The sequence below is a fragment of the Stenotrophomonas sp. 85239_Sma genome (genome assembly GCF_056481725.1).
Window position 1 is genome coordinate 377237 of sequence record NZ_CM151163.1, and the last position, 12493, is coordinate 389729.

Genomic DNA, 12493 nt, shown 5'->3' on the forward strand with positions numbered 1-12493 from the left:
TCGGTGGCCTCAGCCGCCGATGCCGTGCGGTTTGATCCAGCCCATGTAGATGCTCACGATCACCAGCAGGATCAATGCCACCGATACCGCGATGCGGCGGGTCAGTGCGTTGACCGTGCGCTTGGTCTGGCCGCGGTCGACCAGCAGGTAATACAGGCCGGCGCCCAGATTCCAGACGATGACGATCAGAAACGCGATTACCAGCAGGGTCTTCAGCGAATCACTCATGCGCGGCTCGAGGGCAGGGTGGATGCGCCTATCTGACCGCGTTTGCGCGGACTTGTCATGATGCGCCAGCACACGCGCGTGATCGGATGGCTGCTGGCGGTACTGGCGATGGCCGGTTTCAGCGCATTGGGGCTGTGGCAGCTGCAGCGCATGCATGCCAAACAGGCAATGTTGGATGCACAAGGTCCAGCGGTGGCACAGGCGCTGCCGCTGTCGCAGGCACTGGCGGCGCCCGGCGCGTTGCACGGCGTGGCTGACCACGGCCGCTTCCTGCCCGGCGTGGTGCTGCTGGACAACCAGACCCGGCATGGCCGCGCCGGGGTGAAGATCTATCGCCCCTTCCGCAGTGACGATGGCAGCGTGCTGCTGGCCGACCTCGGCTGGCGCGCACTGCCGCCGGATCGCACGCTGCCGGATGTGCCGGCGCCGCCTTCGCCGGTGGCGGTGCGTGGGTTGTTGGCGCCGCCGCCGTCGGCGGGACTGGCATTGGGCCCGGCGTTCTCCGCTACCGATGAGGCCGGGCGTTGGCTGGCCAGCCGGTTGCCCGCCGACGGGCTGGCGGCGGCGCTTGGCCTACCGGCATTGCCCGACCGCGTGCTGCGGCTGGACCCCGCGCTGCCGTTCGGCGACGAACGCGATCTGGACCTGCTGCCGAACACGCTGCCGCCGCAGCGTCACCTGGGCTACGCCGTGCAGTGGTTCGGCCTGGCCCTGACCGTGCTGGTGGTCGCGCTGGTGCTGGAGTGGCGCAGCAGGCGCCCCGTCGTCCGGCAGTAACGGCCGCTGGCCGGCATCCCTTACCCAACCATGAGAAAATGTCCCGCATGAACACTGCTACGTCCCCGCAGGCGCGCGGCTCCGGCCGCCGGACCCTGGTGCTGCTGTTTGCCGTGTTCTTCGGGGCGATGGCGCTGGCTGCGGTATTGCGTTTCTCCGGTTGGCAGCCGACCGGGCACCGCAATGCCGGCCAGCTGCTGAAGCCGCCGGTGGACCTGCGCCAGCAGGCGCCGACCCTGGCCAGCGGCCAGCCCTATGCCTGGAACCCCGAGGCTCGCACCTGGCGCCTGCTGGTGGCCCCGGCCGGCGCCTGCGACGTGCAGTGCGTCACTTTGTCGCAGGGGCTGGGCAAGGTGTGGCAGCTGTTCGGCCATAACGCCGATAATGTCGAGATCCTGTGGCTGGGTACGCCACCGGCGTCGATCGCCTCGCTGCCCGCGCTGCGGCCGCTGGCTCCGTCGCCAGCCCTGCGCGCGGCGTTGCCGGGCGTCGATGATCCGGCGGGACTGCCGGTCTACGTGATCGATCCGAACGGCTTCGTGATCATGCGCCACGCCCCGGGCTCCGACCTCGGTGGCCTGCGCAAGGACATGGCCACGTTGCTGAAACTGAAGTGAGTCCCGTTTGATGAGCCTTTCCGCGCGTCCGGCGCTGCACCGCAATTTCCACCGCCTGGCGTGGTTCGCCATGATCATGACCGCGAGCACGATCATGTTCGGCGCCTTCGTGCGCCTGTCCGATGCCGGCCTGAGCTGCCCGGACTGGCCGACCTGCTATGGCCAGGCCACCTGGCCACAGCACGTGGAAGAGACCATTGGCCACCCGGCGGCGGAGATCCGCCCGCTGGAGACCCACAAGGCCTGGCGCGAACAGGTGCACCGCTTCCTGGCTGGCGCGCTGGGCATCGAGATCCTGACCCTGGCGCTGCTGGCCACGCGCAAGCGGCGATTCGGAAGCACGGCGGTGGTGACCGCCTGCGTACTGGTGGCCGCCGGCATACCGCTGTACATGATGGGCTGGCACGGCACCGCCAGTGCCCTGCCATTGATCGGCGAGGCGATCCTGCTGATCGCCGCGCTGCGCTGGAGCAACATCGATCTGGCGCGTGCGGCCCTGCTGACGCTGGCCGTGGTGATCTTCCAGGCCCTGCTGGGCATGTGGACGGTGACCCTGCTGCTCAAACCCATCGTGGTGATGGGCCATCTGCTGGGCGGCATGCTGATGTTCGGCCTGCTGGTGTGGATGGCCTGGCGTGCGACGCACATGCCGATCACCCTGGCCGAAGCGCCGAAGCTGAAGTGGCTGCTGCGCATCGGCGTGGCGGTGCTGGTCACCCAGATCGCATTGGGTGGATGGGTCAGCGCCAACTACGCGGCACTCGCCTGCGGCGGTGGCAGCGCCTCGCTGGACAACTTCCCGCGCTGTGCCAACCAGTGGTGGCCACAGCACAACTTCGTCGAAGGCTTCACCCTGTGGCGTGGCATCGGCGTGGACTACGAAGGCGGCGTGCTGGATGGCGCCTCGCGCATTGCCATCCAGATGTCGCACCGCCTGTTCGCGGTGGTGGTGGCCGCCTACCTGCTGTGGCTGGGCGTGCGCCTGTTCCGGTTGCCGAGCATGCGTGGCTGGGCCAGCGCGCTGATCGCGCTGCTGGTGCTGCAGGTCACCCTCGGCATCCTCAATGTGAAGCTGGCGCTGCCGCTGGAAGTGGCGGTGGCCCACAACGGCGTGGCCGTTGCCTTGTTGTTCGTGCTGGTCAGCCTGCTGGCCCGCCTGCGTGCCCCGGACTGATTCCATGTTTTCCAATTACCGCCAGTACTGGGACCTGACCAAGCCCAAGGTCGTCGCCCTGATCGTCTTCACTGCCCTGGTCGGCATGGTCCTGGCCATCCCCGGCGTGCCCAGCTGGGAGCAGGTGCGCGCCGGCGTTCTCGGCTTCCTCGGCATCTGGCTGGCGGCCTCGGCTGCGGCCGCGATCAACCAGCTGCTGGATGCGCACATCGATGCGCAGATGGCCCGCACCTCGTGGCGCCCGCTGGTGGTGGGCAAGGTCAAGCCGTGGCAGGTGCTGGTATTCGCCGGCGTGCTGATCGTGCTGTCGATGACCATCCTGGTGCTGTGGGTGAACCTGATCACTGCGGTGCTGACTTTTGCCTCGCTGATCGGCTATGCGGTGATCTATACCGTCTACCTGAAGCGCGCGACCTCGCAGAACATCGTCATCGGTGGCCTGGCCGGCGCGATGCCGCCGATGCTGGGCTGGGCCGCGGTGACCGGCATGCAGGGCTCGTCGGACTGGGCCTACTCGTCACTGCTGGTGCTAATCATCTTCATCTGGACCCCGCCGCACTTCTGGGCGCTGGCGATTTTCCGCCGCGAGGACTACGCCAAGGCCGAGATCCCGATGCTGCCGGTGACCCACGGCGTGGTGCACACCCGCAAGCAGATCATGGCGTATTCGGTGGTGCTGGCGTTGGTCTGCCTGCTGCCGTACCTGGTGGGCATGAGTGGTGCGTTCTACCTGGGCGGCGCGATCGTGCTCAACGCCGTGTTCCTCTGGTACGCCTGGCGCATGCTGGACCCGCCGGACGAACTGTTCTCGATGAAGATGTTCTATTACTCCATCGTCTACCTGATGGCGCTGTTCGCCTTCCTGCTGGTGGACCACTGGATCCTGCCCTGGCTGTGAGGCGCCACCTGTAGGGTCGAGCCATGCTCGACTTGGGGTCGGATCCCCGAAGGGATTCTGACCCCGCCTGATCGCGCAGACATCCACGCATGGCGTGGATCACCTTGAACCGTCGTCTCGGCGTCGCCATTGCTGTTCCTGACCCCAGGGAAAGGAAGCAGCAGGGATGCATACGATCTTCCGTTGGACCACCGCGCTGATTCTGGCGCTGGGCATGGCCGTGACCGCGCATGCCGACGACACCGCCGCGCAGATCCGCCACCACGCTGCCGACCACCGCATGCTGGTGCTGGGCGAATTCCATGGGACCCGCGAGACGCCGCTGCTGGTGCGGCAACTGGTGGACGACTACAGCCGCACCGGGCCGGTCCTGCTGGCGCTGGAACTGCCACGCGGGGAAACCCCCACGCTACGCGATTACCTGGGTTCCGATGGCGGGCAGAAGGCACGCCAGCATCTGCGCGGGCGTGCGTTCTGGACCGTGCGCGATGACCAGCACGACGGCCGTCGCAGCCGCGACATGCTGGCGATGATCGAAAGCCTGCGCCTGCTGAAGTCGCAGGGACGTGTGATCGACGTCGTTGGCTATGACGTCAACGCCGGCAAGGGCGGCAACCAGGTACGCGATGACCTCATGGCAGCCGAGTTGCGGCGGCTCTATCGAGGCCTACCGGCCAATGCACGCATGCTGGTGCTGACCGGTAACGTGCACGCCATGCTGCAGAGGCCGCAGGGTATGCCGCCGGAAATGCAGAGGTATCCGATGGCGTCGCAGCTGCGGGACCTGGATATCTATAGCGTACGGTTGGGCGCGCAGCGTGGTCAGACGTGGGGATGCGCGGGCGGTTGCATGGCGCGGCCACTTCGAGAGCAGGTTGCCACGGGGCCGCGGGTCGCTGCCGGTGCGGAACGGCCGTACGACCTGTGGGTATGGATGCCGGAGCTGAGCGTCGGCACGCTGGTGGATCCATAGCGTCAGGCAAACCATCCATGCCATGCGTGGATGGACTCCCCACAACAACCCGTGCGCCCAATCAGGGCGCGCGCTTCGCATAGCGCTGCGCGATCACGCCGCAGACAATCAGCTGGATCTGGTGGTAGATCATCACCGGCAGCACGATCGCGCCCAGGCTGCCACCGGCGAACAGCACCTTGGCGATCGGTACGCCGGTGGCCAGGCTCTTCTTCGAGCCGCAGAACACGATGGCGATCTCGTCCTCGCGGTTGAAGCGCAGGCGGCGGGCGATGAAGGTGATCAGCGGCATGGCGATGCCCAGCAGCACCGCGGCGACCACTGCCACGGCCAGCAGCGAGAGCAGCGGTGTCTTGCTCCACAGGCCCTCGGTGACCGCCTCGCCGAATGCCGAATACACCACCAGCAGGATCGTGCCCTGGTCGGTGTAGCGCAGCAGCGCGCGCTGCTTTTCCACCCAGCCGGCGATCCATGGCCGCAGCAGGTGGCCGGCCACGAACGGCACCAGCAGCTGCAGCATGATGCCGCCGATCGCATGCAGCGGATCGTGCACGCCGCCGGAGGTACCGGCCAGTGCGGTCAGCAGCAGCGGGGTCAGGAACACGCCGAGGATGCTCGACAGCGAGGCGCTGCACACCGCAGCGGGTACGTTGCCGCGTGCCATCGAGGTGAACGCGATGGACGACTGCACGGTGGAGGGCAGGGTACACAGGAACAGCACGCCCAGGTACAGCTCCGGCGTCAGCAGCCAGCCCGACAGTGGCTTGAACATCAGCCCCAGCAGCGGGAACAGGATGAAGGTGCAGGCCAGGATGGTCAGGTGCAGCCGCCAGTGCAGCATGCCGCCGATGATCGACTCGCGCGGCAGGCGCGCGCCATGCAGGAAGAACAGCGCAGCGATGGCGACGGTGGTGACATCGTCGAGGACGATGGCGGCCGCGCCCTTCATCGGCAACAGCGAGGCCAGGCCGACGGTGCACAGCAGGGCGAGGGTGAAATTGTCCGGTCGCAGGCGCGACCACCAGCGGGTCATGGTGGGCAGACTCCTTTGCGGGTGATTCAGGGCGAAGTGACCGGCGTTGCAAGACGCTGGCGGGTGGCGGCCTCCAGCGACTTCAGCCCAGCGCGCTGGCCGAGCTGAAGGGCCTGTTCCGGGCTGGCATGTTCGTAGCGTGCGTTGACCAGGCCGAGCACGGCGCCGGCGCGGTTGCCGGAGGCGCAGTGCAGCAGCACCGGCCCCTGGCTCTGCTGCAGGGCCTGGTGCACGGCGCGCACATTGGCCGCATCCAGGCCCTCGGCGCCGGCTACCGGAATACGCACATAACGCAGGCCCAGCGATTCGGCCGCGCGGGTTTCATCGAAACCCCGGTCCTCGCCGGGCTGGCGCAGGTCGATCACCGTGCGTACGCCCTGTGCGGCCAAGGCCTGCAGCTGTGCGGCGCTGGGTTGGCCACCGGCATACAGGCCGGGGCGGACTTCGTTGAGTGGCGCGTCTTCGGCCAGGGCCGTCAGCGGCAGGCAGAGCGACAACAACAGCAGGCAGGTCAGGCGCAGCAGCATGGTCCTCTCCGTGAAAACGTTCTGTCGCTACAGGCGCAGTCCGGCGCGGGCCTTCAGCAGCTCGCGCAGTTCGTATTTGTCAGTATCGTCCAGGCCCTGCTGACGCTGCTTTGCCAGCAACTCATCCAGACGTTGCACCAGCAGCTGTTTCTCCAGCTGGGCCACCGCGTCGTGCAGTTCCTGGGTCCAGCTGGCTTCGGTGCCGGGCAGTGTCTGCGCAGCCAGCGTGTGCAGTGACGCCTGTTCCTCACGCCCATCGAAGTGCTCCAGCAGGGCGCCGGTGCTGATATCCGGGCGTTGCTCGATCAGGTCCAGCAGCTCCAGCAGCAGCTCCACGCCGGGCAGGCGCAGGCCCTGGAAGTGGTGCTTGCCGCCCAGCGACAGCGCCAGCGATGGCTGCTGCAGCAGCACGGCGATCGCGCCGCGCACCAGGCTGCGCTTGGCTACGGGCTGGATCGTCCGCTGCGGCTGGCGCTGCGGCATCGGCGCACGCGCAGGCTGGCCGTTGCCGCCGAGCCCGGTCAACTGCGCCAGCTGCTGCTTCATCAGGTCGCCGAAGGCACCGTCGGGAATCTGCGCCAGCATGGGCTTGGCCCGTTCGGCCAGGCGTGCCTTGCCATCGAGCGTGCCCAGGTTGATCTCGCGGGACAGTTCGTCGAAGAAGAACTGCGACAATGGCGTGGCCTGCTTCAGGCGCTCGTTGAACGCCTCGGCACCTTCCTTGCGCACGATGGTGTCCGGGTCTTCGCCATCGGGCAGGAACAGGAAGAAGGCCTGGCGGCCATCCTTCATGCGCGGCAGCACCGACTCCAGCGCCTTCCAGCCAGCACGGCGGCCGGCGGCGTCACCGTCGAAGCAGAAGAACACATCCGGTGCGTTGCGGAACAGCAGCTCGGCATGATCCGGCGTGGTCGCGGTGCCCAGTGTTGCCACCGCCTGGGTGACCCCGAACTGGAACAGCGAGACCACGTCCATGTAGCCCTCGACCACGATCAGCCGCTCGATCTTCTGGTTGGCCTGGCGCACCTGCCAGAGACCGTACAGTTCGCGTCCCTTGTGGAACAGCGCGGTCTCGGGCGAGTTGAGGTACTTGGGGCCGTCGTCCTTCTCGAACACGCGGCCGCCGAAGGCGATCACCCGGCCACGGCGGTCGAAGATCGGGAACATCACCCGGTCGCGGAACTTGTCGTAGACGTGGCCGCGATCGTTCTTGGAGAACAGGCCGGCGCGGTCGAGCAGCTTCATGCGCCGCTCGTCCTTGCCCAGCGCATCGCGCAGGCCGCTGTAACCATCCGGTGCGTAGCCGATCTGGAAGCGCGCGCGGTTCGCTTCATCCACGCCGCGGCTGTCCAGGTAGCTGCGGGCCTTGTCGCTGCCTTCCAGGTTCTTCTGGAAGAACTTCGTGGCAGCATCCAGCGCCGAATACAGCTCGCGGCTGTCGTCCTGCTGCTGGGGGCTGCGCGGGTTCTCGTTGCGAGGCACTTCCATGCCCGCGCGCTTGGCCAGTTCGTCCACCGCGTCGAGGAACTCGAGGCGGTCGTAGTTCATCAGGAAACTGATCGCGGTGCCGTGCGCGCCACAACCAAAGCAGTGATAGAACTGCTTGGTGGGCGAGACCGTGAACGACGCCGATCGCTCGTCATGGAACGGGCAGCGTGCGGCGTATTCCTTGCCTTGGCGCTTCAACGGCACGCGGCTGCCCACCACCTCGACGATGTCGGTGCGGGCCAGCAGGTCGTCGATGAAAGCGTCGGGGATACGGGCCATGGGCAATGAGGCAGGGCGCGGCCAGCAGGCCACGCGAGGCGGAACGATCAGTCCGCCTAGTCTACTCCGCCGGGCAGCGGGCTGGCCTGCGCAGGATCGATGCCGGCGGCCGCCAGGTGGGTGCGTGCGCGCAGGCGCTCGTCGATCACCGCGGTCATCAGCGCGCCGACGAAGAACACCACGGTGGCGTAGTAGATCCAGACCAGCGAAATGACCAGCGCGCCCATCGAGCCATAGGCGCTGCCGGGGGCGACGGTGGCGATGTAGACGCCGATGCCGTAGCGGCCCAGTGCGAACAGTGCCGAGGTGATGACACCGCCGATGAACGCCTGGCGCCAGGCCACGCGGCGGTCCGGCAGGTAGTGGTACATGAAGGCGAAGCCGACCGCATACAGCAGCAGGCTGGTGAGATAACCGATGGCCGGCAGGACCGAAGGCAACTGGGCGAACGCCACTTGCAGCATGGTGGTGGCGGTCATTGACAGGATCAGCAGGAAGCCCAGCGCCAGCACCACGCCGAAGGAAAACACGCGCTTGCGCAGCCACGCCTTGATCCCGTCCAGTCGCTCGCCACTGGTACGGAAGATCAGGTTCAGTGCGTTCTGCAGCTGCGCGAACACGGCGGTGGCACCAATGAACAGCAGCAGGGTGCTCCACAGTCCGGCCAGCGAACCAACGTCGGGCTGGTTGTCGGCGTTCTTCAGCACGGTCTCGGCCACGGTGGCCGCGCTGCTGCCGGCGGCGGCGCTGATCTGTTCGACCAGGGCCTGCTGCGCGGGCGGATACAGGGAAGCGGTCAGCCACAGCAGCAGCACCAGCAAGGGGGCCATCGAGAGCAGGGCGTAGAACGAGACCGAAGCGGCCTGGGTAAGGACGTCGATCTCGACGAAGCGCTTGCCGACGGCCATGGGAAAGCTGTCCTGCAGGCGCTGGACGTATTTGCGCAGATTCACGGGAACAGGGGTCGCGGGTTCAACCATGCTGTCGTTGTAGCAGCCGGGAGTCGAAGGCGCGGTGAAGCAGGTGACGCATCGGTGGCGCCGGGCGATGCGCCCGGCGCCACCGCACCAGCGCCGGCTTACGCCAGCAGCTGCTTGACCAGCTTGGAGACCAGGCCCATGTCGGCCTGACCGGCCAGCTTGGGCTTCAGTGCGCCCATCAGCTTGCCCATGTCCGCCGGGCCGGAAGCACCGGTTTCGGCGATGGCAGCCTGGATGGCGGCCACGATCTCGGCTTCGCCCATCTTGGCCGGCAGGTAGGCTTCGATGACCACGATCTCGGCGCGCTCGATCTCGGCCAGGTCTTCGCGATTGGCCGCTTCGTACTGGCTGACCGAGTCCTTGCGCTGCTTGACCATCTTGTCGAGCACGGCGATCACCGCGGTGTCATCCAGCTCGATGCGCTCGTCCACTTCACGCTGCTTGATGGCGGCGTTGATCAGGCGAATCACGCCCAGCTTGTGCTTCTCGCCCGCCTTCATGGCGGCCTTCATGTCTTCGGTGAGCTGCTGCTTCATGCTCATGAGGAACCTCGTGGTGGTAGGTGGGGCGGGGCGGATGCCCGAACCCGGAAACGCAAAAAGCCGGCGACGCTCGCGCGTGCCGGCTTCGGCTCCATCGCGACGGGCAGGCCCGCCGCAATGAAGATGCGTCCGATCAGTACAGGCGCTGACGCTTGGTGACGTCGCGCGACGAGCGGCGCAGCTGACGCTTCACAGCAGCGGCGGCCTTGCGCTTGCGCTCCTGGGTCGGCTTTTCGTAGAACTCGCGCTTGCGGGTTTCGGCCAGCACACCGGCCTTTTCGCAAGTGCGCTTGAAGCGGCGAAGAGCAAACTCGAAGGGCTCGTTCTCGCGGACTTTGACGCTGGGCATGGAATCTCCGGGACACAGTAGAACCGGGTCACGCCCGGCGAGCCGCACATTATAGCGGCGAAACGACAAACTGCAAGCGGCCAACCCTGAATACGGGCCGGGGGTTCGAAAGCAGTGAGATCTGCACGTCCCCCCGAGGGGGCGGCAGGGGCGTCATAATAGCAGGCATGCGAGTCCTTGGCATCGAATCTTCCTGTGATGAGACCGGCGTGGCGGTGTATGACACCGACCTGGCCGGCAGCGCGGCCCTGCGCGCCCATGCGGTCTACAGCCAGATCGCCCTGCACGCCGAGTACGGTGGTGTGGTGCCCGAGCTGGCCAGCCGCGACCACGTCCGCAAGCTGCTGCCATTGGTACGCCAGACCCTGGCCGACGCCGGCCTCGGCGTGGGCGACATCGACGGCGTGGCCTATACGGCTGGCCCCGGCCTGGTCGGCGCGCTGCTGGTCGGCGCGGGTGTGGCCCGATCACTGGCCTGGGCGCTGGAGGTACCGGCGGTGGGCGTCCACCATATGGAAGGCCATCTGCTGGCGCCGCTGATGGAGGACGACCCGCCGAAGGCCCCGTTCGTGGCGCTGCTGGTATCGGGTGGCCATACCCAGCTGGTGGCGGTGGACGCCATCGGCCAGTACCGCCTGCTGGGCGAGACCCTGGACGACGCGGCCGGCGAGGCCTTCGACAAGACCGCCAAGCTGATGGGCCTGCCGTATCCGGGGGGGCCGCAGCTGGCCAGGCTGGCCGAGCAGGGCACGCCGGGCGCGTATCGCTTCGCGCGGCCGATGACCGATCGCCCGGGGCTGGATTTCAGCTTCTCCGGCCTGAAGACCCAGGTCCTGATGGCCTGGCGCGACAGCGACCAGAGCGAACAGACCCGCGCCGACATCGCCCGGGGCTTTGAGGACGCGGTGGTCGAGACCCTGTCGATCAAGTGCGAGCGTGCACTGGAAGCGGCCGGAACCAACGTGATCGTGGTGGCTGGCGGTGTGGGTGCCAACAAACGCCTGCGCGCGCGCCTGCAGCAGATGGCCGAGCGCCTCGGCGGCCGTGCCTGCTTCCCGCGGCCGGCACTGTGCACCGACAACGGCGCGATGATTGCCTTCGCCGGCGCGCTGCGCCTGCAGGCCGGCCAGCACAGCCCGCCGAAGGTGGACGTGACCCCGCGCTGGGACATGGCGACCCTGCCGGCGGTCTGAGCCGCTCGCGCCGGGCCACGCCCGGCGAACCCATTACGGACGTTGTGCCAACGGCGATGCCGCCAACACCGTTGTCGCCCGCTCATGGCGTTGCAGCCAGCCCAGCGTATGCGGGCAGCGGGCGTGGATCAGCCGCCCGATCGCGGCCAGGTCGGCGCCGATGTCGCGTTCGAGGATGGGCTCGTGGTGGGCGATGCGGTTGCGCAGGTGGCGAATGCGGTCGAGGTCGGCATGGATGGCTTTTCTGATGACGCTGGGATGAGCTGAGGGTGCATGCCGCAGAACTCCGTTGAGTGCGGGTATCCACAGCGTGGCGTCGAAGCGACAGGTGAAGAGCTGCTGCCAGAACACCATCGGCAGCTTGGCGACGATTTCGGGTGTATCGGTCGTGCGGCCAGCAACCTGTTCCAGTGCTGCACGTGCGGAAGTACAGGACGAGGTTGGCAGCCTGCGTCGGAAGGCATCATTCCAAGGCCAACGCGGGCCATGCTGCCGGGCGAGCACGGTAGCAGCGGCGTTACGGGTGACCACTTCGCACAGACGGACCGGCATCATCAGTGCACCGCACATCCGCATGTTCCAGAGGTACAGGGATTCGGCTGTGACGTCGGGGCTGCAGGTCGATGCGATTCTCTCGTAAGTAGACAGACGCTCCGCTGACAACGCGCGCCGCAGTACATCGTGTGGAGCCATCGTCATGTGCGGCGGTGAAGGAGGGATCGATGTTCGCGAGAGTGGCCGGCGGCCACCATCAGGGAACGTAGTTGTCTGCGCGGCTGATTTTCTGCGTTTGACCTCGGACGACTACCTGACCTGCCCTGTCGGAATTGGCCTTGACCGGTGATCTCGTCTTTACCTAATCTGCGTGCCTGCGCCACCGGGACCCGCGGCTGTTCAACAGCTCCCCCCGGGGACAAGCGGTAGTACCAAAGGGCCCCGCTAGCAGGGCCCTTTGTCTTTTCTGGAGCCGCGCCCCTGCCGGGCACCCACCGCCCGTTCCGGGCAGGCTCACCGTCGTGCCGTTACCATGGCCCCCTGTATTCGGGCTGGTAAGCGCAATGGACAAGGTTTTCATCGAGGGGCTGACGATCGACGCCCTGATCGGTATCTACGATTGGGAACGACGGATCCGCCAGGACTTGGTGTTCGACCTGGAGATGGGCTTCGATAACCGTCGCCCGGCCGCCTCCGACGACATCGCCCACACCCTGAACTACAAGGCGGTCAGCAAGCGCCTGGAGCAGTTCGTGCGCGAGTCGGAATTCGGCCTGGTCGAAACCCTGGCCGAACGCTGCGCGCAGATCGTGCTGGACGAGTTCGACGTGAAGTGGCTGCGCCTGAAGCTGAGCAAGCCGGGCGCGGTGCGCGGCGCGCGCGCAGTGGGCGTGATCATCGAACGCACGCGGGACTGACCCGGTAAACCCGGCCGCCGGCC

15 protein-coding genes are annotated in these 12493 nt (G+C 67.1%); 7 read left to right on the forward strand and 8 right to left on the reverse strand.

Annotated elements, in window-relative coordinates:
* Positions 1 to 9: 9 nt before the first annotated feature.
* Positions 10 to 228, reverse strand: coding sequence for a twin transmembrane helix small protein (locus ACYKG1_RS01705; protein ID WP_005412025.1), 219 nt, complete (start codon positions 226 to 228; stop codon positions 10 to 12).
* A 57-nt stretch (positions 229 to 285) separates the two neighbouring features.
* On the opposite strand from ACYKG1_RS01705, the gene ACYKG1_RS01710 reads away from it, so the two are divergent.
* From ACYKG1_RS01710 to ACYKG1_RS01730, 5 genes are all read left to right on the forward strand, one after another.
* Complete coding sequence (locus ACYKG1_RS01710; protein ID WP_478471626.1) at positions 286 to 1005, forward strand: SURF1 family protein; 720 nt, start codon at positions 286 to 288, stop codon at positions 1003 to 1005.
* Between the two features lie 47 nt (positions 1006 to 1052).
* Positions 1053 to 1622, forward strand: a complete 570-nt coding sequence (locus tag ACYKG1_RS01715; RefSeq protein WP_100471056.1) for a hypothetical protein — start codon at positions 1053 to 1055, stop codon at positions 1620 to 1622.
* Positions 1623 to 1632: 10 nt separating this feature from the next.
* Positions 1633 to 2796: a COX15/CtaA family protein gene (locus ACYKG1_RS01720; RefSeq protein WP_478471627.1), complete on the forward strand. Its 1164-nt coding sequence runs from the start codon at positions 1633 to 1635 to the stop codon at positions 2794 to 2796.
* 4 nt (positions 2797 to 2800) lie between these two features.
* Positions 2801 to 3694, forward strand: a complete 894-nt coding sequence (cyoE, locus tag ACYKG1_RS01725) for a heme o synthase (protein ID WP_100471058.1) — start codon at positions 2801 to 2803, stop codon at positions 3692 to 3694.
* A 166-nt stretch (positions 3695 to 3860) separates the two neighbouring features.
* Complete coding sequence (locus tag ACYKG1_RS01730) at positions 3861 to 4667, forward strand: calcium-binding protein (RefSeq protein WP_478471629.1); 807 nt, start codon at positions 3861 to 3863, stop codon at positions 4665 to 4667.
* Between the two features lie 61 nt (positions 4668 to 4728).
* On the opposite strand, the gene ACYKG1_RS01735 is transcribed toward ACYKG1_RS01730, so the two are convergent.
* From ACYKG1_RS01735 to rpsU, 6 genes are all read right to left on the reverse strand, one after another.
* Complete coding sequence (locus ACYKG1_RS01735) at positions 4729 to 5700, reverse strand: bile acid:sodium symporter family protein (RefSeq protein ID WP_049421191.1); 972 nt, start codon at positions 5698 to 5700, stop codon at positions 4729 to 4731.
* A 26-nt stretch (positions 5701 to 5726) separates the two neighbouring features.
* Positions 5727 to 6227 carry a protein tyrosine phosphatase family protein gene (locus tag ACYKG1_RS01740; protein WP_049444510.1) on the reverse strand — a complete coding sequence of 167 codons (501 nt, stop codon included), beginning with the start codon at positions 6225 to 6227 and terminating at the stop codon, positions 5727 to 5729.
* A 27-nt stretch (positions 6228 to 6254) separates the two neighbouring features.
* Positions 6255 to 7994: a DNA primase gene (dnaG, locus tag ACYKG1_RS01745; protein WP_478471631.1), complete on the reverse strand. Its 1740-nt coding sequence runs from the start codon at positions 7992 to 7994 to the stop codon at positions 6255 to 6257.
* Positions 7995 to 8050: 56 nt separating this feature from the next.
* Positions 8051 to 8974, reverse strand: a complete 924-nt coding sequence (locus tag ACYKG1_RS01750) for a YihY/virulence factor BrkB family protein (RefSeq protein WP_262082937.1) — start codon at positions 8972 to 8974, stop codon at positions 8051 to 8053.
* Between the two features lie 98 nt (positions 8975 to 9072).
* Positions 9073 to 9516 carry a GatB/YqeY domain-containing protein gene (locus ACYKG1_RS01755; protein ID WP_005412032.1) on the reverse strand — a complete coding sequence of 148 codons (444 nt, stop codon included), beginning with the start codon at positions 9514 to 9516 and terminating at the stop codon, positions 9073 to 9075.
* Positions 9517 to 9649: 133 nt separating this feature from the next.
* Positions 9650 to 9865, reverse strand: coding sequence for a 30S ribosomal protein S21 (gene rpsU, locus ACYKG1_RS01760; protein ID WP_002808376.1), 216 nt, complete (start codon positions 9863 to 9865; stop codon positions 9650 to 9652).
* A gap of 167 nt (positions 9866 to 10032) precedes the next feature.
* Between rpsU and tsaD the strand changes: the two genes are divergently transcribed.
* Positions 10033 to 11058: a tRNA (adenosine(37)-N6)-threonylcarbamoyltransferase complex transferase subunit TsaD gene (tsaD, locus tag ACYKG1_RS01765; protein ID WP_100471062.1), complete on the forward strand. Its 1026-nt coding sequence runs from the start codon at positions 10033 to 10035 to the stop codon at positions 11056 to 11058.
* A gap of 33 nt (positions 11059 to 11091) precedes the next feature.
* Here tsaD and ACYKG1_RS01770 read toward each other — a convergent pair whose 3' ends face one another.
* Complete coding sequence (locus ACYKG1_RS01770) at positions 11092 to 11757, reverse strand: hypothetical protein (RefSeq protein WP_478471634.1); 666 nt, start codon at positions 11755 to 11757, stop codon at positions 11092 to 11094.
* Positions 11758 to 12116: 359 nt separating this feature from the next.
* Here ACYKG1_RS01770 and folB point away from each other — a divergent pair, with 359 nt between their 5' ends.
* Positions 12117 to 12470: a dihydroneopterin aldolase gene (gene folB, locus ACYKG1_RS01775; RefSeq protein ID WP_046983887.1), complete on the forward strand. Its 354-nt coding sequence runs from the start codon at positions 12117 to 12119 to the stop codon at positions 12468 to 12470.
* The last annotated feature ends 23 nt before the right edge of the window (positions 12471 to 12493 follow it).